Here is a 19,381-nt window from a genome sequence, read left to right on the forward strand (position 1 = left end):
AGGGGCGCCCACCGTCAGCCGCGTAGCAGATCGGAGAGAGACCGCATGAGGATCGGAATCGTCGGAGCCACCGGACAGGTGGGCGGCGTCATGCGCCAGGTGCTGGCCGAGCGCGAGTTCCCGGTGACGCGGCTGCGGCTGTTCGCCTCGGCGCGTTCGGCCGGGCGGACCCTGGACTGGGCCGGCACCCCGGTCACCGTCGAGGACGCGGCCACCGCCGACTACAGCGGCCTGGACATCGTGCTCTTCTCGGCCGGCGGGGCCACCTCCCGCGAACTCGCCCCGAAGGTCGCCGCCCAGGGCGCGGTCGTGATCGACAACTCCTCCGCCTGGCGGCGCGACCCCGAGGTGCCGCTGGTCGTCTCCGAGGTCAACCCGCACGCGCTGGCCGACCGCCCCAAGGGGATCGTCGCGAACCCCAACTGCACCACCATGGCCGCCATGCCGGTCCTCAAGCCGCTGCACCGGGAGGCCGGACTGGTCTCCATGGTCGCCACCACCTACCAGGCGGTCTCCGGCTCCGGCCTGTCCGGCGTGGCCGAACTGCACGCCCAGGCGCTGAAGGTCACCGAGACCGCCGACCGCCTCACGTTCGACGGCGGCGCGGTCGACTTCCCGGAGCCGAGCGTCTACGCCCGCCCGATCGCGTACAACGTCCTCCCGCTGGCCGGCAAGATCGTCGACGACGGCCTGTTCGAGACCGACGAGGAGCAGAAGCTCCGCCACGAGACCCGCAAGATCCTGGAGATCCCCGGGCTGAAGGTGTCCGGCACCTGCGTGCGGGTCCCGGTCTTCACCGGCCACTCCCTCCAGATCAACGCCCGCTTCTCCCGCCCCTTGGACGTGGCCCGCGCCTACGAGATCCTCGCGGACGCGCCCGGCGTGGAGATCTCCGAGATCCCCACCCCGCTCCAGGCCGCCGGCAAGGACGCCTCGTACGTGGGCCGCATCCGCCGGGACGAGACCGTCGACCACGGCCTCGCCCTGTTCGTCTCGAACGACAACCTCCGCAAGGGCGCGGCCCTGAACGCCGTCCAGATCGCGGAGCTCGTGGCGGCCGAGGCGAGGTAGCCGTCAGAGGCCCGGCGGCCGTCAGTCGAAGGCCCCGCCCCCGCCGTCCGAGCGCCAGATGAGCTCGGGCGGAGTGTCCTCGGCGACCTCGTACCACCCCTCCGGCTGCCGCGGGCGCGGTATCTCGCCGCCCCGCCGCAGCCGGTGGGCGTCGCGCACGTGCCGGCCGAGCAGCGCGCCGCCGAAGACGACGAAGCCGACGCCGACCAGCCAGGTCTCCACCGTCAGCACGGTGCCGACCGGCCCGTAGGTGTCGGCGTTGGCGACGGTCATGCGGGCGAAGACGAACTGCGAGAACACCCGCAGCCCGGCCAGGCCCAGCATCGTGAAGACCGCGCCGGGCAGGGCGGTGCGCACCCGCACCCCGCCGCCGACCAGGAACCGCTGGCCCCAGGCGAAGAAGGCGACGCCGAGGACGAAGGTCGCCGCGATGCGCACCGCCCGCGACACCAGGCCGCTGCCCATGACGGTCGCGCTCTGCGCCTCGCAGAACAGGTAGCCGGTCAGGACGGCCAGCCACACCGTGCGGCGCCAGTCGCGGTGCCAGGCCCCGCCCGGCAGGTCCCAGATCTTGCGGTAGGCGGTCTCCACGCTGGCCACGAAGGTCAGCCCGAAGTACGCCAGCGAGGCCAGGCTCCACGCGCTGGTCGCGCTGAGGATGGTGCGCGGCGCCGCGAACAGCCCGCGCACACTCGTCGCCCCGCGCTGGTCCAGGCCCATCCCGTCCACCACCCACTGGGCGAAACCGGGCCGGTGCTCCCAGGGCGTCGCCGCGGCCACCACCACCAGCAGCGGCATCAGCGTGACGAAGCCGAGCGCGGCGAAGCCCATCGACCGGTGCATCAGCTCGATGTGGACCGCCTGCTTCCACAGCCGCCCGATCACGGACCGCTTCCAGGCGCCCTTCAGTCCGGCCATGGCGTCACCTTTCCGCAGCGTTACCGCAGTGGATACCGGCCGGGGTTCCCCCCGCGCAACTCCCATCCCACCAGGTGTCGGTGACGTGCCGCCAGCCGGGTGCCACAGCCGTGGGTTCCGGCCGCCGGCCGGGTGCTACGACAGCAGGTCCACGGCCGCCAGCACCGCCCGCGCCTGCAGCTCGACCTGGTCGCCGACCGGCACCCACTTCCCGTCCATGACGCCCACCAGGTCCCGCGCGCCGGCGTCCAGCCGCCGCTCCAGGCCGGTCCGCAGGCGGGCGCCCTCGCCGTCGCGGGCGTCGTCGGCGTCGTCCAGGCCGGCCCGGTCCAGCAGCCGCAGCAGCATCCCGCAGGCGCGCAGCGGTATGCGGCGGGCGGCGATGTCCAGGGCGGCGATGTGGGCCATGGTCAGCGGTACGGGGGACCGGCCGGCGAGCCCCTCGTAGTCGTCCGCGAGCCCGGGGAAGGCGCCGACCGCCTGCTCGACACCCCGCAGCAGGGCGCCTTGGGGGCCGTCGAGGACGGGCAGCAGGGGCAGTGCCCGCTCCAGGGCCTCGGCGGCGGCCGAGCCGTCCTTGCGCAGCCGGGAGGCGAGCAGGGTGACCGCGTAGCCGGGGTCGGGGTGCGGCGCCGGGTCCGCGACGCGCCGGGAGGCCCACATGGGGACCTCGAACAGCGCGGTCGCCCCGCCGTGGCGGTGCGGGCGGCTCCAGGTGGAGCCCTTGGCGTTCTCCGGCTCGCTGGAGAAGCGTTCCTGCGCGCCGGGCGGCGGCATCACGAACACCCCGGGCCCGGCGCACGGCCAGTAGATCGCGTCATAGGTGCCGGTCTGCACCGGGATGTCGAGCTCGGCCGCGTACTTGCCGAACGGCTCCGACAACCCGGGGATGTCGGCGGTGAGCTGTATCCAGGCGCCGCCGACGTCCGTCCCGTGCAGCGAGCACTGCAGCACCGGCCGCAGTTCGTCGATGACCGCCAGCAGGGCGAGCGTCTCGGGCAGTTCGTCGCCCGGCGCCCGGAACGAGCCCGCCCACTCGGGCTGTTCGGCCGCCGCCGGGCGGAAGACGTGCCGGTAGTGGACCGCGGGCGGGCGCGGCCCGGCCGGGCCGGTCTCGTTGAGCACCATGCCGTCGGGGTCGAGGCACAGCAGGAAGTGCCAGGTCAGATCGTCCTCGGCGAGCTGCCGCCGGTTCCGGACGGCATGCTCGGCCAGCCACAGCGCGGTCGCGCCGCCTGCTTGTTCGTCCGGGTGCGGGCCGGCGACCACCAGCACGTGCCGCCCGCCGTGCCCCACCGACAGCAGCCACAGCGGACGCCCCGCCCGCGACTCGCCGGCCGGCCGCATCCGGCACAGGTCCGGGTGGCGCCGGGTCAGCAGGCGGGCCGCGGCCGCGACCCCGGACACGGTGGGATAGGCATCCGGCCCGCGCATGACGGCTCCTCCTCGTCCGTGCTGTGTCCGGTGGCACCCCCATGCGAAGCCGTGGGGGAGGATCCGCTTGCGCCAGGTGCCGGTCCAACTGTGCTGTTGTGCCGGTCGTGTTGCCGGTGCCGCCCCCCGTAACTGCCAGTGCCCCCCGTGCCGCCGCCCCGTACCGCCGTGCCGCCCCCCGTGCATCCGGTGCCGTGCCGGTCACGCCGCTCGTCCGGCTCGCACGGACCCCGTCGCGCGCATGCCCCAGACTCATCAGGACGCGAACGGGTGTCAAGGGCGCCCGGGGGCGGTGGAGGGGGCGGTCGCGGGGGCGGTCGCGGCGGTACGCGAGCGGGCGATGTCGGGACCCCGGTACATGTCCTCGGGGATGGTGGCGAGCGTCGACTCCCGCAGCCGGCCGCCGAGTCCGTACAGCTCCTGGAAGCTCATGATCAGCGGCCGCCACGCGTCGGGGTCGACGCGGTCGTGGCAGCCGGCCATCCGTATCCGCTCGTGCACCAGCACCCGCTGGACGCGCACCTCGAAGACGAGGATGCCGCCGCGCTGCTTCTCGTCGTCGGCGGCGAGCGGGTGGGTGGCCTCGACCACGGCCTCCATCGCCACCGGGCACTGCGCCGCCCGCGGCGGGGCCACCGTCCGCGACGGGACGGGGGTCAGTCCGGCGCGGCCGAACTTGTCGCCCACGTAACGGTATCCGCGCGCGGCCTTGCCCTCGGGCACCGGGTCGCGTCCCGTGGTCAGCGCGAGCCGGTCGACGGCGCCGGCGAGCGTGTCGTCGGGCAGGTTGAGCACGCACTCGCCGGTACGCAGCAGGTTGCGCGCGGTCTGCGAACGCGCTCCCAGGCCCAGCATCGCCCGCCAGCCCAGCCAGAAGGCGGAGGACATCGGGGCGAGGTTGGGGCCGCCGTCCTCGTTGACGGTCGAGATCAGGACGACGGGGGTGCCGAAGTAGAGGATGCCCGGCTCGATCCGGACATGAGCGGGGGCATCGGATACGGCGGGGGCGCCGGGTGCGGTCGAGGCGCCGTCGAGGCGGGTGTGCTCGGTGGTCATGCGGCCAGTCTCGCCACGCCGACGGCCCCTCGGCTGGCGGCTTTCGGACCTCGCTGTCGGCCCGCCGGACGCGGGCGGCGGGGGGCGACGTGACTGCTCCGGGGCAAAACTGTGACGGACCTATGACGAAGCGGTGGGGCTTCGGGGGGCCGCGAGGCGATAGCGTCGGGAGGCTTCCGTCGCGGAGTTCTACCCGCGCGAAGCACGGAACAATCCCATGAGGGGGACCCCAAGTGAACTCGCATCAGTCCCGCCCCGCCCGCTCCGGCCGCCGCGTCACCGCGAAGCTGGCCGCGGTCACCGCGGGAGCGCTGGCCCTCGCCCTCGGCACCACGGTCGCCGCGAGCGCCAGCCAGGGCACGCAGGCGGCGGGCAAGGCGGAGACCGCCCAGCCCGTGCACTCCGCGAAGACGGCCTTCAGCGCGCAGAGCCCGAACACGGCCGCGCTGACCACCTGGTCGTTCGGCATCGACGGCCGCGACTCGGCCGGCCGGATGTGGAGCTACGCGCCCGGCGACTTCTCCCACCGCGATCAGACCGGTTACGGCATGAACAACGCGAGCGCGTTCTTCAAGAACAACCCCGCCGGCAACGGGACGGTCTACACGTACGCCCGATTCGGCGGCACGCTGCGCATCTTCCGTGACGCGTCCGCCGACGCCGGCGACCCGATCGGCAACGGCTGGGACGTCTACAACGCCTTCGTGACGCCGGGCAACATCGGCGGCGCCTCCAACCCGGACCTGCTGGCCCGGGACAAGAGCGGCGTGCTGTGGGAGTACCTGTCGTACAGCGACGGCAACTTCGCCAAGCGCGTCAAGGTCGGCGGCGGCTGGAACACCTACAACCAGATCGCCGGCCGCGACGACCTGACCGGTGACGGCAAGCCCGACATCGTCGCCCGCGACTCGTCCGGCGTCCTGTGGCTGTACAAGGGCACCGGCAACTACAAGGCGCCGTTCACCGCCCGCACCAGGATCGGCAGCGGGTGGAACACCTACAACAAGATCCTCGGGCTCGGCGACACCAATGCCGACTACCACAACGACCTGATCGCCCGCGACTACAAGGGCGTCCTGTGGCTGTACAAGGGCACCGGCAGCGCGAGCGCCCCGTACCAGAAGCGGGTGCAGATCGGCACCGGCTGGAACACGTACAACTACCTGTTCTGATCGGCCCCGGCGGTGCCGGGCGCGCGATCCGTCCGCGCCCGGCGCCGCGGCCCGCACCACCGCCGTGACGGCGCCGCGCCACGGCGGGCGCGCCTTTGGCCCGCGGGCCGGAAGTCTCCTTCCGGCCCGCGGGCCTTTCGCGTGGGCGCCGGGGTCCCGCCGGCCGTCTCAGGCGCCGACGTACGCCGCGAGGTGCTCCCCGGTGAGGGTCGAGCGGGCGGCGACGAGGTCGGCGGGCGTGCCCTCGAAGACGATCCGGCCGCCGTCGTGGCCCGCGCCCGGTCCCAGGTCGATGATCCAGTCGGCGTGCGCCATCACCGCCTGGTGGTGCTCCACGACGACCACCGACGTGCCGGAGTCGACCAAGTGGTCGAGCAGGCCCAGCAACTGCTCGACGTCGGCGAGGTGCAGGCCCGTGGTCGGCTCGTCCAGGACGAAGACGCCGCCCTTGCCGGACATGTGCGTGGCCAGCTTCAGGCGCTGCCGCTCGCCGCCGGACAGCGTGGTGAGCGGCTGGCCGAGGGTGAGGTAGCCCAGGCCCACGTCGGCCATCCGCCGCAGGATCCGGTGCGCCGCCGGTACGCCGGCCTCCCCGGCGCCGAAGAACTCCTCCGCCCGCGCCACCGGCATCGCCAGCACCTCGCTGATGTCCAGGCCGCCGAGGCGGTACCGCAGCACCGACGCCTCGAACCGCTTGCCCTCGCACTCCTCGCAGGTCGTGGCGACCCCGGCCATCATCGCCAGGTCGGTGTAGACGACCCCGGCGCCGTTGCAGTTGGGGCAGGCGCCCTCGGAATTGGCGCTGAACAGCGCCGGCTTGACGCCGTTGGCCTTCGCGAACGCGCCGCGGATCGGGTCGAGCAGCCCGGTGTACGTCGCCGGGTTGCTGCGGCGCGAGCCGCGGATCGGGGTCTGGTCGACGGACACGACCCCCGCCCCGGCCGGTATCGATCCGTGCACCAGCGAGCTCTTGCCGGACCCCGCCACGCCGGTGACGACGACGAGCACCCCGAGCGGGATGTCGACGTCGACGCCGCGCAGGTTGTGGGTCGTCGCGCCGCGGATCGGCAGGACGCCGGTGGGCTCGCGTACCACGCCCTTCGGCTTCGCCCGGTCGTCGAAGTGGCGCCCGGTGAGGGTGCCGCCGGCCCGCAGCTCCTCGACGGTGCCCTCGAAGCACACGGTGCCGCCCGCCGTCCCCGCGCCGGGCCCGAGGTCCACGACGTGGTCGGCGATCGCGATGACCTCCGGCTTGTGCTCCACGACCAGCACCGTGTTGCCCTTGTCCCGCAGCCGCAGCAGCAGGCCGTTCATCCGCTGGATGTCGTGCGGGTGCAGGCCGATGCTGGGCTCGTCGAAGACGTACGTCACGTCGGTGAGCGAGGAGCCGAGGTGGCGGATCATCCTCACGCGCTGCGCCTCCCCGCCCGACAGCGTGCCCGCCGGCCGGTCGAGCGAGAGGTAGCCGAGGCCGATCTCCACGAACGAGTCGAGGGTCTGCCGCAGCGCGGCCAGCAGCGGCGCGAGCCGGGGCTCGTCGAGGCCGCCCACCCACGCGGCCAGGTCGCTGATCTGCATGGCGCAGGCGTCGGCGATGCTGACGCCCTTGATCTTCGACGACCGGGCCGCCTCGGTCAGCCGGGTGCCCTCGCAACGTGGGCAGGTGGTGAACGTGACCGCCCGGTCCACGAACTCCCGGATGTGCGGCTGCATCCCCTCCCGGTCCTTGGCCAGCATCGACTTCTGGATGCGCGGGATCAGCCCCTCGTAGGTCATGTTGATGCCCGCGATCTTCATCCTGACCGGCTCGTGGTGCAGGAAGGCGTGCAGCTCCTTCTCGGTGAAGTCGCGGATCGGCTTGTCCGGGTCGACGAGTCCCGACTCGGCGTAGAGCCGGGAGTTCCAGCCGCCGCCCTTGTAGCCGGGGACGGTGATGGCGCCCTCGTTCAGCGACTTGGAGCCGTCGAAGAGCTGGTCGAGGTCGAGGTCGGTGACCGTGCCCCGGCCCTCGCAGCGCGGGCACATGCCGCCGGTGATGCTGAAGCTGCGCCGCTCCTTCACCGTCTTCCCGGCGCGCTCCACGCTGACCGCCCCGGCCCCGCTGATCGAGGCGACGTTGAAGGAGTACGCCTTGGGTGAGCCGATGTGCGGGTGCCCGAGCCGGCTGAAGAGGATCCGCAGCATCGCGTTGGCGTCGGTGGCGGTGCCGACCGTGGACCGGGGGTCGGCGCCCATCCGCTGCTGGTCGACGGTGATCGCGGTGGTCAGCCCGTCCAGGACGTCGACGTCCGGCCGCGCCGACGCGGGCATGAAGCCCTGCACGAACGCGCTGTACGTCTCGTTGATCAGGCGCTGCGACTCGGCGGCGATCGTGTCGAACACCAGCGAGCTCTTGCCCGAGCCCGAGACACCGGTGAAGACCGTCAGCCGGCGCTTGGGGAGTTCGACGTGGACGTCCTTGAGGTTGTTCTCGCGCGCTCCGTGCACGCGGATCAGATCGTGGCTGTCGGCGGCGTGCGGCGACGATGGCCGCGGGTCCGTCGGGGCCGTGCTCATCCTGTCTCCCTGTGTGCTGTGCGGGGCCGGTCCGGCGGTCGGGGTCCGGGCCGTGGCGGTCCGGGTCCGGGCCGTGGCGGGTCGTACGGGGGCTTGCGGGGCCGATCCGGCGGTCCGTGCCCCTTGCCGGTGCCCCGTGGCCCCGTGCCCCGTGCCCCGGGCCGCGCGGCCCGGGGCGGCCGGCTCCGCATGCTACGTCCGCCCCGCGCGAGTTCCCCCGTCGATTCGAGCGGGAACCGCTCGGGGCACCCCTTCGGGGAAGGGCGGTCAGCGGTCCTGGATCAGCCCGAGGACATTGCCGTCGGGGTCGCTGACGGTGGCCACCAGGCGGCCGCCGCCGACGTCGCGCGGGGACTGCTTCACGATGGCACCCGCGGCGGTCACCTCGGCGAGCTTCGCCTCGATGTCCGGTACGTGCCAGTAGGCGGTCACCGCCTCCGGGCTCTGCGGGCCGCCGGCGGGCACCAGCCCGATCTGCTGGCCCGCCGCCTCGTAGCCGACGTAGTAGGGCGAGTCCGTGGCCGGCGCCACGCCGAGCAGCGCGGTGTACACGTCCTTGGCCTTGTCGAGGTCGGACACGGGGTGCAGGACGGTCTTGATCCCTTGGGTGGACGAGGTGCTCATGGTGGCTCCGTGAGGTCGTGGTCCAGGCGGACCAGAGGCCCGGGAATCGGTCGATCCGGGCAGGTCGGCGGCGCGCCGGCCTGCCCCTCACGGTAGGCGCGGCCCGGACGGGGCCGCTTCTCGAATCCTGACCGGTTCCCTGCCGGCTGTACGGGGGCTGCCCCCAGGGCCAGGACGGTGGTCAGCAGGAGTGTGCCCGCGGTGTCCCCCGCCTAGATTCGCTCGTCGAGGACAGCGACGGCGCCGAGGGGGAGGGCGGATGATGGTGCGGGGGAAAGGCCTGCTGCCACTGGCCGTGGCGGGCGCGATCGCGGTCACGGCCCTGGCCGCGACCGCTCCGCCGGCGACCGCCGGGACGGGGGCGGGGACCGCGAACGCGGCCGTGAGCGCGGGCGGGCCGGCCGCGTGCGGGGGCCACGCGGCCCTGCGCCGCGCGCTGCACCGGCTGACGCACACCGACGGCCTGGCGGGCGCGGCGGTCCGGGTGGACGCCCCCGGGTGCGGCGAATGGGCCGCGGCCGCCGGGGCCGCCGACCTCCGCACCGGCCGGCCGATGCCGGTCGCCGGGCGGATCCGCATCGGCAGCACGACCAAGACCTTCACCGCCACCGTGCTGCTCCAGCTCGTCGCCGCGCACCGGGTCGACCTGGACGCCACCGTGGACCACTACCTGCCGGGCCTGATCGACCGCAACGGATACGACGGCCGGAGGATCACCGTACGGCAGCTCCTCCAGCACACCAGCGGACTGCCGGACCACGTGGACGCCCTGGACTTCGACCACCCGCGGACCTGGCGGACGCACGACTTCACCCCCGGGGAACTCGTCGCGCTCGCGCTGGACCAGCCGCGCCCGGCCCGGGCCTGGTCGTACTCCACGACGAACTACATCGTCCTGGGGATGATCATCCGGAAGGTGACCGGGAACTCCCCGAGCCGGGAGATCACCGGGCGGATCATCCGCCCGCTGGGGCTGAAGGACACCTACTGGCCGCACGCGGACCGGGCGATCGAGGGCCCGCACCCCCACGGCTACGAGCGCCTGCCGCGAGGCGGCGGGACCGTCCTGACCGACACCACGGACTTCAACATGACCTACGCGGGCGTGGGCGGGGCGCTGGTCTCCAGCCTCGCCGACGAGAACCGCTTCTTCGCCGCACTGCTCGGCGGCCGCCTGCTGCCGCCCGCGCAACTGGCGCAGATGAAGGCCACGGTGCCCGCCGACCCGGACAGGATCTGGCCGGGTGCCCGGTACGGCCTGGGCCTGATCTCCACGCCGCTGCCCTGCGGCGGGACGTACTGGGGCCACGGGGGCACCACCCCCGGCTTCGAGACGACCGGCGGCGTCGCCCCGGACGGCCGCCGCGTGCAGCTCGTGATCAACCAGAACATCGACAGCGCGCGGTCCTTCGAGGACGAGCTGGCCACGATCAGCACGGCACTGTGTGAGAACCGGTAGTCGAACGGGTGGCCGAACCGGTGACGGAACCGGCGCTGCGGCGCGGCGCGGGCGCGTGACGAGCAGGACGACGGAGCACGACCACGGAGCAGGACGACGGACAGGAGGACCATGATTCGCGGCAGGTCGCTTCCGGCCGCGAGGACCCCGTCGGCGGTGAGGGCCGCCGCCGGGATGCTCGCCGCCCTCACCCTCACCGCCTCCGGGCCGGCGGCCGCGTCCGTCCCCGCGTCCGTCCCCGCGGGCGGCGTCCGGGCCCCGGCCCTCGCCCGCTTCGAGCACCAGAAGATCACCTGGACCGCGTGCGCGACCGGACCGTCGGACGAGGTCGGCCAGGCCCTCGACCGGGCCGGTGCCCAGTGCGCCGCGATCAAGGTGCCGCTGGACTACGCCCACCCGGCCCGCCGCGCCATCACCGTGGCCGTTTCCCGCCTGAAGGCCACCGACACCAGGCACCGCGTCGGCGCCATGGTGCTCAACGGCGGCGGCCCCGGCGGCGGCTCCATCGACCTGCCGCCGGACATCCGCGATCTGCTGGGCGGTGTCGGCGCCCGGTACGACCTGATCGGCATGGACCCCCGGTCCAGTGGCCGCAGCACCCCGGTCGACTGCCACTGGCCGACCAGCACCTGGATGCGCGCACCCGGGAACGGCAGGAAAGGCTTCGACGAGGTCGTCGCCCTGGAGCGCGGCCTGGCCGCCGACTGCGAGCGGACGGACGGCGACCTGCTGCCGTACATCAGCACGCGCAACATCGCGCGCGACATGGATGTGCTGCGAGCGGCACTCGGCGAGCGCAGGCTCTCCTATTACGGCGCCTCGTACGGCACCTACCTCGGCGCCGTATACGCCCGGATGTTCCCCGGCCACGTGGACCGCATGGTGCTCGACAGCGCGGTCGACCCCGGGAACTACGGGGCCCGGCGGATGCTCGCGGACGCCACCGGGGCCAACGAGGCCGCGCTGCGCGACTGGGCCGCCTGGACGGCCGCCCGCGACGCCCGGTACCACCTGGGCGGCACGCCCGGCGCGGTACTGGCCGCGGTGAACCGCGTCATCGCCGCCTCCGCCCGGCACCCGCTGACGGTGGGCGGCTACCGGGTGGACGCCCACGTCGTTCCGTTCGTGCTGTTCAACGGCCTGGACGACGACCGGGACGCGGCCTCCGCCTCCCTGGCCGGCGCTGTGCGCGTGCTCGCCGAGGCCGCCGCGGGCTGGCGGGCCGAGCCCACCGCCGATCTGGCGGACACCCTCGCCTTCGTGTCCACAGGCGTGGAGGAGGCGGCCGGCGGCTCCCAGGCCGCGATCTTCTGCGGCGACAGGGCGGTCGACCGCGACCCGGACGCCTACTGGCGCGACATCCGGGCAGCCACCGCCGACGGGCAGGTCCTCGGCCCCATGCTCCACGACATCAGCCCCTGCGCCTTCTGGCCGACGGCGCCCAGGGAGCGGCCCACCGCGGTCCGGAGCGGCGTCCCGGCGCTGATCGTGAACTCCACCGGCGACACTCGCACCACCTACCAGGACGCCGAGGCCCTGCACCGCCGCCTCACCGCGTCCCGCCTGCTCACCCTGCGGGGCGCCCGTATCCACGCCGTCTACCCCCGCTACGGCGACGCGTGCGTCAACACGGTGATCAACGCCTACTTCCGCACCGGCTCCCTCCCACCCACCGACGTGACCTGCGCGAGCCGGTGAACCCTACCGCCGGTACGCCGGTATCCGCGCTGCCGCCGCCGCACCCCTCGCGGGGTCCGGCGGCGGCCGGTGCCGTTCCCGGCGGCGGCCTCAGCCGGCCCCGATGATCCGCCACTGCTGGTTGGTGCTGTTGCTGCTGCTGTACTGCCCCAGGTCGGTGCCGGAGCCGGTACGGCCCATGCCGTCCAGGTACAGGCCGGTGGCGCGGTTCTTGATGCGGACGTTGTTGGCGTCGGTCACCACAGACCACTGCTGGTTGGTGCTGTTGCTGTCGCCGTACTGGCTCACCACGGAGCCGCTGGAGGTGCGGCCCCCGCCGTCCAGGTAGAGGCCGGTGGCGCGGTTCTTGATGCGGACATAGTTGCCGTCGTTCTCCACGGTCCACTGCTCCTCGTAGCGGCCGGCGCTGTCACTCCACTGGTCGGCGGTCGAGCCGGCGGCCGTACGGCCGGCGCCGTCGACGTACAGTCCGGTGGCCGCGTTGACGATCCGGACGTACGTGCCGCCGCCGCTGCCGATGCCCCACGCGTACTGCAGGCGGGTCAGCCCTGAGGGGTTCACCAGGGACAACTGGATGGCCGAGCCGGTGCCGGACTTGGTGGTCAGGCTGTACCAGTCGCCGTCCCGCAGGCCCGGCCAGTACACGCTGCCCATTCCGAGGGCGCGCAGTTCGCTGCTGACTCCGCGGATGTAGTCGGCGAAGAACGAGCCGCTGGGGATGCTGTAGTCGATCGTGCCGTACTGGACGCCGTTCTTGCTGCCGGGGCTCATCGGGCCGCCCCATTCGGTGGCGACGGTGCGGTCGGCGTATTTCCCGATGTATCCGGCGATGTGGTTCGCCCATTCCGTTTCGTCCTCGTATCCGGCGAAGAACGAGTAGTCGTGGACGGCCAGCAGGGTGTTGTCCAGGCGGGTGTCGTCGCCCACGGCCGACACGTTCTGAGCGTCTCCGGCGCCGTCGAGGATCACCCGGCCGCGCGGGACGGAGGAATAGCGGGCCAGCCAGTTGTTGTAGAAGTTGTCCAGGTCACCGGTGCCGTAGGCGTAGGGCTCGTTGATCACCTCGAAGTAGGCGTTGGGGTTGCCCCCGTACCTGGCGACGACGGTGTCCCACATCGAGTAGAAGGCGCTCGTACTGGCCGGTTTGCCACCCGAGTACGCCCAGTAGGCCAGTATCACCTTGCCCTTGCCGAGCGCGGTGTCGATCGCCCCGGTGTACGTCGACCAGTAGTTGGCGACGGTGGGCTCGTTGATCGGCATGCGCACGGTGTTGGCGCCGGTGATCGAGTACATCTGGCCGACCACCCGGTCCGCCACCGTGGCCGCCGAGGCGTTGGTGTCCGAGGGACCGAGCCCGGACACGTACAGCACGCCGTTGACGAAGTTGTCCCTCTGGTCGGCCCAGTTCACGCCCCTGAATTGGCTGGTGGCCGCGTGCGCCTGGTGCGAGCCGAAGGTCAGTGTGCCGGCGGCGAGTGCGAATACGGCGAAGAGTCGGCAGAGCAGGAAAAGCGTTCTGCGGGTGACCGCTTGATGCTGCGACAGCACGGATGGGTCCTTTCTTTTTCACGGCCGGGTGCGCGGGAATCCCGAGCAGTGTGGGACCTGGGTAACCGGCCGACAAGCCTTCCGATGCGACCCGAACCGAAAGGCTCACAAACGCAGGTATGCGAAACCGGACCCCGTCCTTCCGCGCCGCCCCTCGCGGGGGTGTCCGCGGCCGGCCGGCCGCGCGGTTTCCCGCGCTCGGTGAGCGGGCGTCGTGCGGAGGAATACGTGCGATCCGTTGCGCTTGCGATCGCAAGGGCGCGGCAGCGGGGGATCGCCATTACGGTGCCGGTGGCGCCGTTCCTTTCAGCAGCTTCCGGGAGCCCGTGTGAACGACCGTGCCCGCCATCCGGCCGGAACCGCCGCGCCCGGCAGTCTGGCGGGGCGTCTCGGCCCCGCCCTCGACCCGCCGGCGCTCCGCGACGCGCTGCACGGGGCGACCGGGCGGCTGCCCGTGCCCACGGCGGAGACGAGGGGGACCTGGGACGCGGTGCACCCCGCGACCCGCGGCGCCCTGCTGGCGGCAGCCGAGGCCGAACTGGCCCGGCCCGCCCCGGTCCTGCGCGCCTCCGACTGGGCCCGGACGTTCCGCGACGGGCTCCGCACGGCCTACGAGGACCCAGCGCGGGCCCTGCGTGAACGCGTCGCCCTGCTGGTCCTGGCCGCGGTCCTGCGCGACGAGTCCGCCCCGGCGCAGGCTCCGCCCGGGGCCGCGCCCTGCCTGGACGCCGCCGCCGACGGGCTGATGGCGCTGGCCGAGACCAGCACTTGGTGCTGGGCGCCGCACGACCGGTTCACCGCCGCCCGCCGGGAGCTGGTGCCCGACCCGGCCGAGCCGTTCCTGGACCTCGGGGCCGCCGAGGTGGCCTCCCTGGTGGCCTGGTCCGACCATGTCCTGGGCGGCAGGCTCGACCGGCGGGTCCCCGGGCTGCGGCGGCGGCTGCGGCACGAGGTACGGGCCCGCGTGCTGGAGCCCTTCCGCCGGATCGGCGACTGGCACTGGACCGGACGGGACGGCGACGCCCACAACTGGAACCCGTGGATCCACGGCGCCGTCCTCACCGCCGCGCTGCTCATGGCCGGCCACGGGGCCGAGCGAGCCGCCCTGGTCCGCCGGGCCGTCCTCGGCCTCGACCACTTCGTCGCCGTACTGCCCGACGACGGGGGGATCGACGAGGGCGTCGCCTACTGGTGGCACGGCGCCGGCCGGCTGCTGGAAGCACTCGACCTGCTCGCCGCGGCCGGCGGCCCGGCCCTCGACGCCCGCGACCTGCCCGTGCTGCCCGAGCTCGTCCGCTACCCGCACCGCGTCCACCTGGGCGGACCCTGGTACGTCAACGTCGGCGACGCCCCCGCGCGCCCGCCCGCCGAGCAGCCCTGGCACGTCCTGTTCCGGTGGGGCCGTCGCATCGCCGACCCGGCGGTCCGCGCGCACGCCGCGGACCGCGGCCGCGCCCGGGGCCTGGCCGCCGGCCCCCAGGAGGGGCTCGGCCGCGCGCTGGCCGGTCTGTGCGACCCGGACTGGCGCGCGGCACTCGAACAGCAGGTGCACGGGGGGCGCCCGTCCGCGGCGGTGCCGGAACGCCGTGCCGCGCGGCCGACGGCCGGGACCGTGCGGGAACACCCGCGGCCGGCCGTCCGCCCGGCGGCCCGGGCCGGCGAGCGGACTTGGGCCGCCCGGGACGTGTGGCTGCCCGGTGTCCAGCTCCTGGTCGCCCGTGAGGCGGCCGGGGCCACTGAGGGACTCACCGTCGCCGTCAAGGGCGGCCACAACGCGGAACGGCACAACCACCTCGATGTCGGCTCCTACTGGGTGGCCCTCGACGGCACCCCCCTCGTCGTCGACGCCGGCCAGCCCACCTACACCGCCGCCAGCTTCGGCCCGGACCGCTACCGCGCCTGGCCCCTGCGCAGCGGCTGGCACAACGTCCCCGACCCGGGCGCGGAACAGCTGCCCGGCGCGGACCACCGGGCCCTGGACGTACGGGTCGAGCGGCGCGCGGCCGGGACGGTGTGGTCGGCGGAGTTGTCGGCGGCCTACCCGGAGGGTCTGGTCGCGGGGTGGCGCCGCACCCTGCGCCTGGTCCGCCCGGGCGTGGGGCGCCCGGCGCACGTGCTCGTCGAGGACCGGCCGTACGCGCCCCGCGGCCCGGTTCGGCTCCACCACCTCCTGGCCGGGGACGTCACCCTCGCCGAGGGCCGTGCCCTCGTCGGGGACGGCACCGGGCGCACCCTCCGCCTCACCTGGGACCCCCGCCGGCTGACCGGCAGCCTCGAACACCGCCCCCTGGACGACCCGCTGCTGCGCGGCTCCTGGGGGGAACGCCTGACCCGGCTGACCCTTGCCTGCGACGCGACGGCCGAACCGGGACGGACGCCGGCACCGCTGCTGGTCCGTATCGAACGGGCGGAGGGCTGAAGGGTCCGGCCGCGCAGGAGCGGCCCCCGCGGTCAGCCCGCCGCCCCGCCTCCCGGCAATTCCACCGCCGTCCGTTCCCCGTCCCCCCAGGTGACCACCACCCGGTGCCCGCCCCCTGGCGCGGTCTCCACCGACAGTTCGGGCACGGCCGAGGCTCCCTGCGGGCCCTCCAGGACCACCGCCGCCGCCAGAAGCTCACCCGGCGGCGGGGGTTCCGCCGTGGCCAGCCACGGGACCGCCGTACACGTGCCCAGCGGGCTCGTGTCCCGCTCGGCCGCGACGCCCGCCTCGGTGAAGCCCCGCAGGCCGTGCAGGGCGGAACGCAGGGCCGGGGTCACGGCCTCGGCCCAGGGGCCGGGGCCGGAGCGTTGGCGGTCACGGGGTGGCAGGTCGGCGGAGACGGGCCAGCCGCCGAGCCGTACGGACCGCCAAGGGGCCTCCGGCGCGGGGAAGTCCGCGGGCGCGTCGATCCGTACCACACGGACCTCGATGCCGAGGCGCAGGACGGAGGCGACGGTGACCAACGGGCCGTGTGTGACGGCGCCGCGGCGGCCCGAGCCGTGGTCCGGGCTGTCGTCGCCGGTGGTGTCGGCCCAGCGGACCCGGCCGCGGGAGGCGGCCGCGAGGGCGCCGCCGGGCAGGGACAGCGCGAAGAGGGTCTCGAAGCCGCTGCGGTGGGTGGCGCGACCGGCCGGGTCGAGGAGGACGACGCTGTTGTCGAGCGGGTCGGCGACGGTGGGACCGGTCAAGGGCGGCAGGGTGGCGGTGGAGTAGCCGAGCCGGGCGTAGAGCGGGGAGTCGGCGCACTCGTCCCCTGGGCGGGCGTGGTCGGTGCCGTGGTTGACGACCCGGACGACGCCGTCCGCCCGCCGGGCGCAGACCAGCCAGCCGGGCGCGGCCATCACCCGGGCCTGGTCGGCCCGTTCCACCGGCAGCGGCTCCTCACGAGCCGTCCACACGGGGTGCGCGGCGGGCAGCATCAGGCCGAGCATGCCCTTGGCCGCCCAGTACGGCGAACCGGGCCCGGAGTAGGACTGCCGGATGGCCGGCCACTCCCGGTGCCAGCCGAGGGTCAGCAGCCCGTCGGGCTCGAAGGCGCCGCGGTCGGCGAAGTGCCGCAGCATGCCGCTCGCCGCCCGCCGTACCAGCCCCGGGGCGAGACCGCCGGCCCCGGTGACGGCGCCCGTCCACAGCGGCGCCGCCGCCGCGAAGCGGTAGGTCAGGCTGCGGCCCTGCAGCAGTGGTGAGCCGTCCGCTCCGATCAGCGCCACCGCGTCGTCCAGGTAGGCGGCCAGGTCCCGTTCCCAGCGCAGGCGCAACTCCGGCGGACACAGCGTGCCGGTCACGTCGAACAGGCGGGTCCACAGCAGCGGGTACAGGTGCAGTGCCCAGCCGGTGTAGTGGTCGTACGCCCGCTCCTGACCGTCGCTCAGCCAGCCGCCGGGGCGCCGCAGCGAGGCGTGGACGGCGAGGTCCTGCTCGATGTCCGCGACGGAGAACGGGCCGCCGGCCTCGCGCAGGAAGGACTCCACGACGATCCGGAACCACACCCAGTTGATGGGCGGGTACTCCTGGCCGACGACCGTGCCGAGCCAGTCCACGACACGTTCGCGTACGCCCTCGTCCAGCCGGTCCCACAGCCAGGGCCGGGTGAGCTGGAGGACCAGGGCGACCGAGGCGGCCTCCACCTTGGCCTGCCCGAGCCGGTCCGGCCGCGGCCACGCCTCGGGGGAGCGCGGGTCGGTGCCCGCGGCCAGGCCGCGCGCGTACGTCTCCAGCAGGCGGCCCACTCCGGGGCCGGCGCCCCGCGAGCCGGCGGTGAGGAATCCCGCGAGCAGGAACGTGCGGGCGAAGCCCTCCAACCCGTCGGACCGTACGCCGCTGCCGCTCGCCGGGCCGGGCAGGCCGACCAGCGCGCCGCCGGGGGAGCGGTAAGGGTCCACGGCGGCGAGCATCCGATAGGCCAGCGTGACCCAGTGGTCCCGGGTCCAGCCGGTGTACGGGGAGCGGGCCCGGTCCTCGGGCGGCAGGCCGTCGGGCATGGCAGTCTCCGTACGACGTCAGGGGGACGCGGCGCCGGAGCACCCGTCGCCCTGCCGGTCACTCAAGCGAACCGGCCGGCCGCGGTCAACCACCCCGTGATCACTCGAACGCGAACGATCGAAAACGCACCACGGGAATGCCGCCCGCCCGGGCGCGGCCGGCGGCGGTGGAGCACGGTGGGGCGGGCGGTTCGTACGGCCTCAGATGCCCGCCGCGGTGTTCACCGAGGAGTTGCGGATGACCAGTTCGGGCAGGATCAGCACCCGCTGGGCGGGCCGGCGCCTGCCCTCCACCAGCCGGGCCACCATCATCTCCACCGCCTCCCGGCCCACCCGCGGCTTCGGCGGCCGGACCGCGGTCATCGCCGGCTCGGCCAGGTGCGCGACCTCGTCGTCGTAGGTCACCATCGCCATGTCGCCGGGGATGGACAGCCCCTCCTCGGCGAGGTACTGCGCGATGGAGATCGCGTCGGGGTCGCTGTGCACGATCAGTGCGGTGATCCGCGAGCGGCGGGCGCGGACCAGCAGGTCCTGGATGATCTCGCGGTGCCCGGGCACGTTCAGGGCGACGCTCTCGCGCACCACGAAGGCGTCCGGCAGGCCGAGTTCCGCGCACGCCCGGGTCCAGCCCCGCGCCAGGTGGGCGGAGGTCGGGCTGCCCTTGGACAGGACCAGCCCGATCCGGTGGTGGCCGTGCTCGTGCAGGTGGCGCACCGCCATCTCCAGGCCGAGCGCGTGGTCGCTGCGCACCCACTCCAGCTGGCGGGGCGTCGGCGTCCACTGCGGGGTCTGCCGCTCGACCAGGATCACCGGCACCGGGAGGTTGCCGATCCAGTCGATCATCTCCTCGACCCCGTCCCCCTCCAGGTTCGGCGCGAGCAGCAGGCCCTGTACCTGCTGGGCGGCGATCAGCCGGCTGATCTGGCGACGGTCCTCGGCCTGGTCGTAGCTGGAGCCGCGCAGCTGTATCTGCACGCCGAGCGCGGCGGCCGCGGCGCGGGCCCCGTTGACGATCGGCGGCCAGTAGTAGTCCAGGGACGGCACCACCATGCCGATGGTGTACGCGGCGGCGGCCGGGCGGGGGCGGCGGACCGGGACGGCGTCCAGCTCGGTGGCGAGGGTGGCGCCGCCGTGCACCCGGGTCAGCATGCCGCGGGCGGCGAGCGCGGTGATGTCCCGGCGGATGGTCAGTTCGCTGACGCCGAGCACCCGGGCCAGTTCCCGGACGCGTACCGCTCCGCGTCGGCGCAGCTCGTCCATCAGGCGTTCTCTGCGCTGCAGCGCGAAGAGTCGTTCATCGGTCATCCCGGGCGCCCTCGCCAATCGTCGGCTCTGCGTCGGCTCTGGTCGTGTACCTGCTTACGGTGTTCGCATCTGTTCGTTT

Annotated in this window: 13 protein-coding genes; 5 read left to right on the forward strand and 8 right to left on the reverse strand. The window is 74.0% G+C overall.

Annotated elements, in window-relative coordinates:
• Nucleotides 1-45: 45 nt before the first annotated feature.
• Entirely contained in the window at nucleotides 46-1,071 is a 1,026-nt protein-coding gene (locus K7G61_RS18745) for an aspartate-semialdehyde dehydrogenase (protein WP_225848029.1), read from the forward strand.
• Nucleotides 1,072-1,092: 21 nt separating this feature from the next.
• On the opposite strand, the gene K7G61_RS18750 is transcribed toward K7G61_RS18745, so the two are convergent.
• From K7G61_RS18750 to K7G61_RS18760, 3 genes are all read right to left on the reverse strand, one after another.
• The gene (locus K7G61_RS18750; RefSeq protein WP_225848030.1) at nucleotides 1,093-1,989 is read right to left on the reverse strand and encodes a YhjD/YihY/BrkB family envelope integrity protein; all 897 of its coding nucleotides are present in this window, start codon (nucleotides 1,987-1,989) and stop codon (nucleotides 1,093-1,095) included.
• Between the two features lie 135 nt (nucleotides 1,990-2,124).
• On the reverse strand, nucleotides 2,125-3,423 hold the full coding sequence (locus tag K7G61_RS18755; protein WP_225848031.1) for a M14 family zinc carboxypeptidase: 1,299 nt from the start codon (nucleotides 3,421-3,423) through the stop codon (nucleotides 2,125-2,127).
• 273 nt (nucleotides 3,424-3,696) lie between these two features.
• A complete protein-coding gene (locus tag K7G61_RS18760) occupies nucleotides 3,697-4,479 on the reverse strand; it encodes a flavin reductase family protein (protein WP_225848032.1) in 783 nt (260 codons plus the stop codon).
• Nucleotides 4,480-4,712: 233 nt separating this feature from the next.
• On the opposite strand from K7G61_RS18760, the gene K7G61_RS18765 reads away from it, so the two are divergent.
• Entirely contained in the window at nucleotides 4,713-5,651 is a 939-nt protein-coding gene (locus tag K7G61_RS18765) for a VCBS repeat-containing protein (protein ID WP_225848033.1), read from the forward strand.
• 168 nt (nucleotides 5,652-5,819) lie between these two features.
• Here the strand turns inward: K7G61_RS18765 and K7G61_RS18770 are convergent, their stop codons facing one another.
• Both K7G61_RS18770 and K7G61_RS18775 read right to left on the reverse strand, forming a co-directional pair.
• A complete protein-coding gene (locus tag K7G61_RS18770) occupies nucleotides 5,820-8,207 on the reverse strand; it encodes an excinuclease ABC subunit UvrA (protein WP_225848034.1) in 2,388 nt (795 codons plus the stop codon).
• A gap of 267 nt (nucleotides 8,208-8,474) precedes the next feature.
• On the reverse strand, nucleotides 8,475-8,831 hold the full coding sequence (locus K7G61_RS18775; RefSeq protein WP_225848035.1) for a VOC family protein: 357 nt from the start codon (nucleotides 8,829-8,831) through the stop codon (nucleotides 8,475-8,477).
• Nucleotides 8,832-9,093: 262 nt separating this feature from the next.
• Between K7G61_RS18775 and K7G61_RS18780 the strand changes: the two genes are divergently transcribed.
• Both K7G61_RS18780 and K7G61_RS18785 read left to right on the forward strand, forming a co-directional pair.
• A complete protein-coding gene (locus K7G61_RS18780) occupies nucleotides 9,094-10,290 on the forward strand; it encodes a serine hydrolase (RefSeq protein ID WP_225848036.1) in 1,197 nt (398 codons plus the stop codon).
• 111 nt (nucleotides 10,291-10,401) lie between these two features.
• A complete protein-coding gene (locus K7G61_RS18785) occupies nucleotides 10,402-11,988 on the forward strand; it encodes an alpha/beta fold hydrolase (RefSeq protein ID WP_225848037.1) in 1,587 nt (528 codons plus the stop codon).
• 90 nt (nucleotides 11,989-12,078) lie between these two features.
• Here K7G61_RS18785 and K7G61_RS18790 read toward each other — a convergent pair whose 3' ends face one another.
• On the reverse strand, nucleotides 12,079-13,536 hold the full coding sequence (locus tag K7G61_RS18790; RefSeq protein WP_225848038.1) for an RICIN domain-containing protein: 1,458 nt from the start codon (nucleotides 13,534-13,536) through the stop codon (nucleotides 12,079-12,081).
• Between the two features lie 328 nt (nucleotides 13,537-13,864).
• On the opposite strand from K7G61_RS18790, the gene K7G61_RS18795 reads away from it, so the two are divergent.
• Nucleotides 13,865-15,955, forward strand: a complete 2,091-nt coding sequence (locus tag K7G61_RS18795; protein WP_225848039.1) for a heparinase II/III family protein — start codon at nucleotides 13,865-13,867, stop codon at nucleotides 15,953-15,955.
• 32 nt (nucleotides 15,956-15,987) lie between these two features.
• Here K7G61_RS18795 and K7G61_RS18800 read toward each other — a convergent pair whose 3' ends face one another.
• Both K7G61_RS18800 and K7G61_RS18805 read right to left on the reverse strand, forming a co-directional pair.
• Nucleotides 15,988-17,997 (reverse strand): DUF2264 domain-containing protein, encoded by a 2,010-nt coding sequence (locus tag K7G61_RS18800; protein WP_225848040.1) that lies wholly within the window; start codon nucleotides 17,995-17,997, stop codon nucleotides 15,988-15,990.
• Between the two features lie 201 nt (nucleotides 17,998-18,198).
• Complete coding sequence (locus tag K7G61_RS18805; RefSeq protein ID WP_225848041.1) at nucleotides 18,199-19,302, reverse strand: substrate-binding domain-containing protein; 1,104 nt, start codon at nucleotides 19,300-19,302, stop codon at nucleotides 18,199-18,201.
• Nucleotides 19,303-19,381: the final 79 nt, after the last annotated feature.

The sequence above is a fragment of the Streptomyces sp. HPF1205 genome, assembly GCF_020400825.1.
Taxonomy (GTDB): domain Bacteria; phylum Actinomycetota; class Actinomycetes; order Streptomycetales; family Streptomycetaceae; genus Actinacidiphila.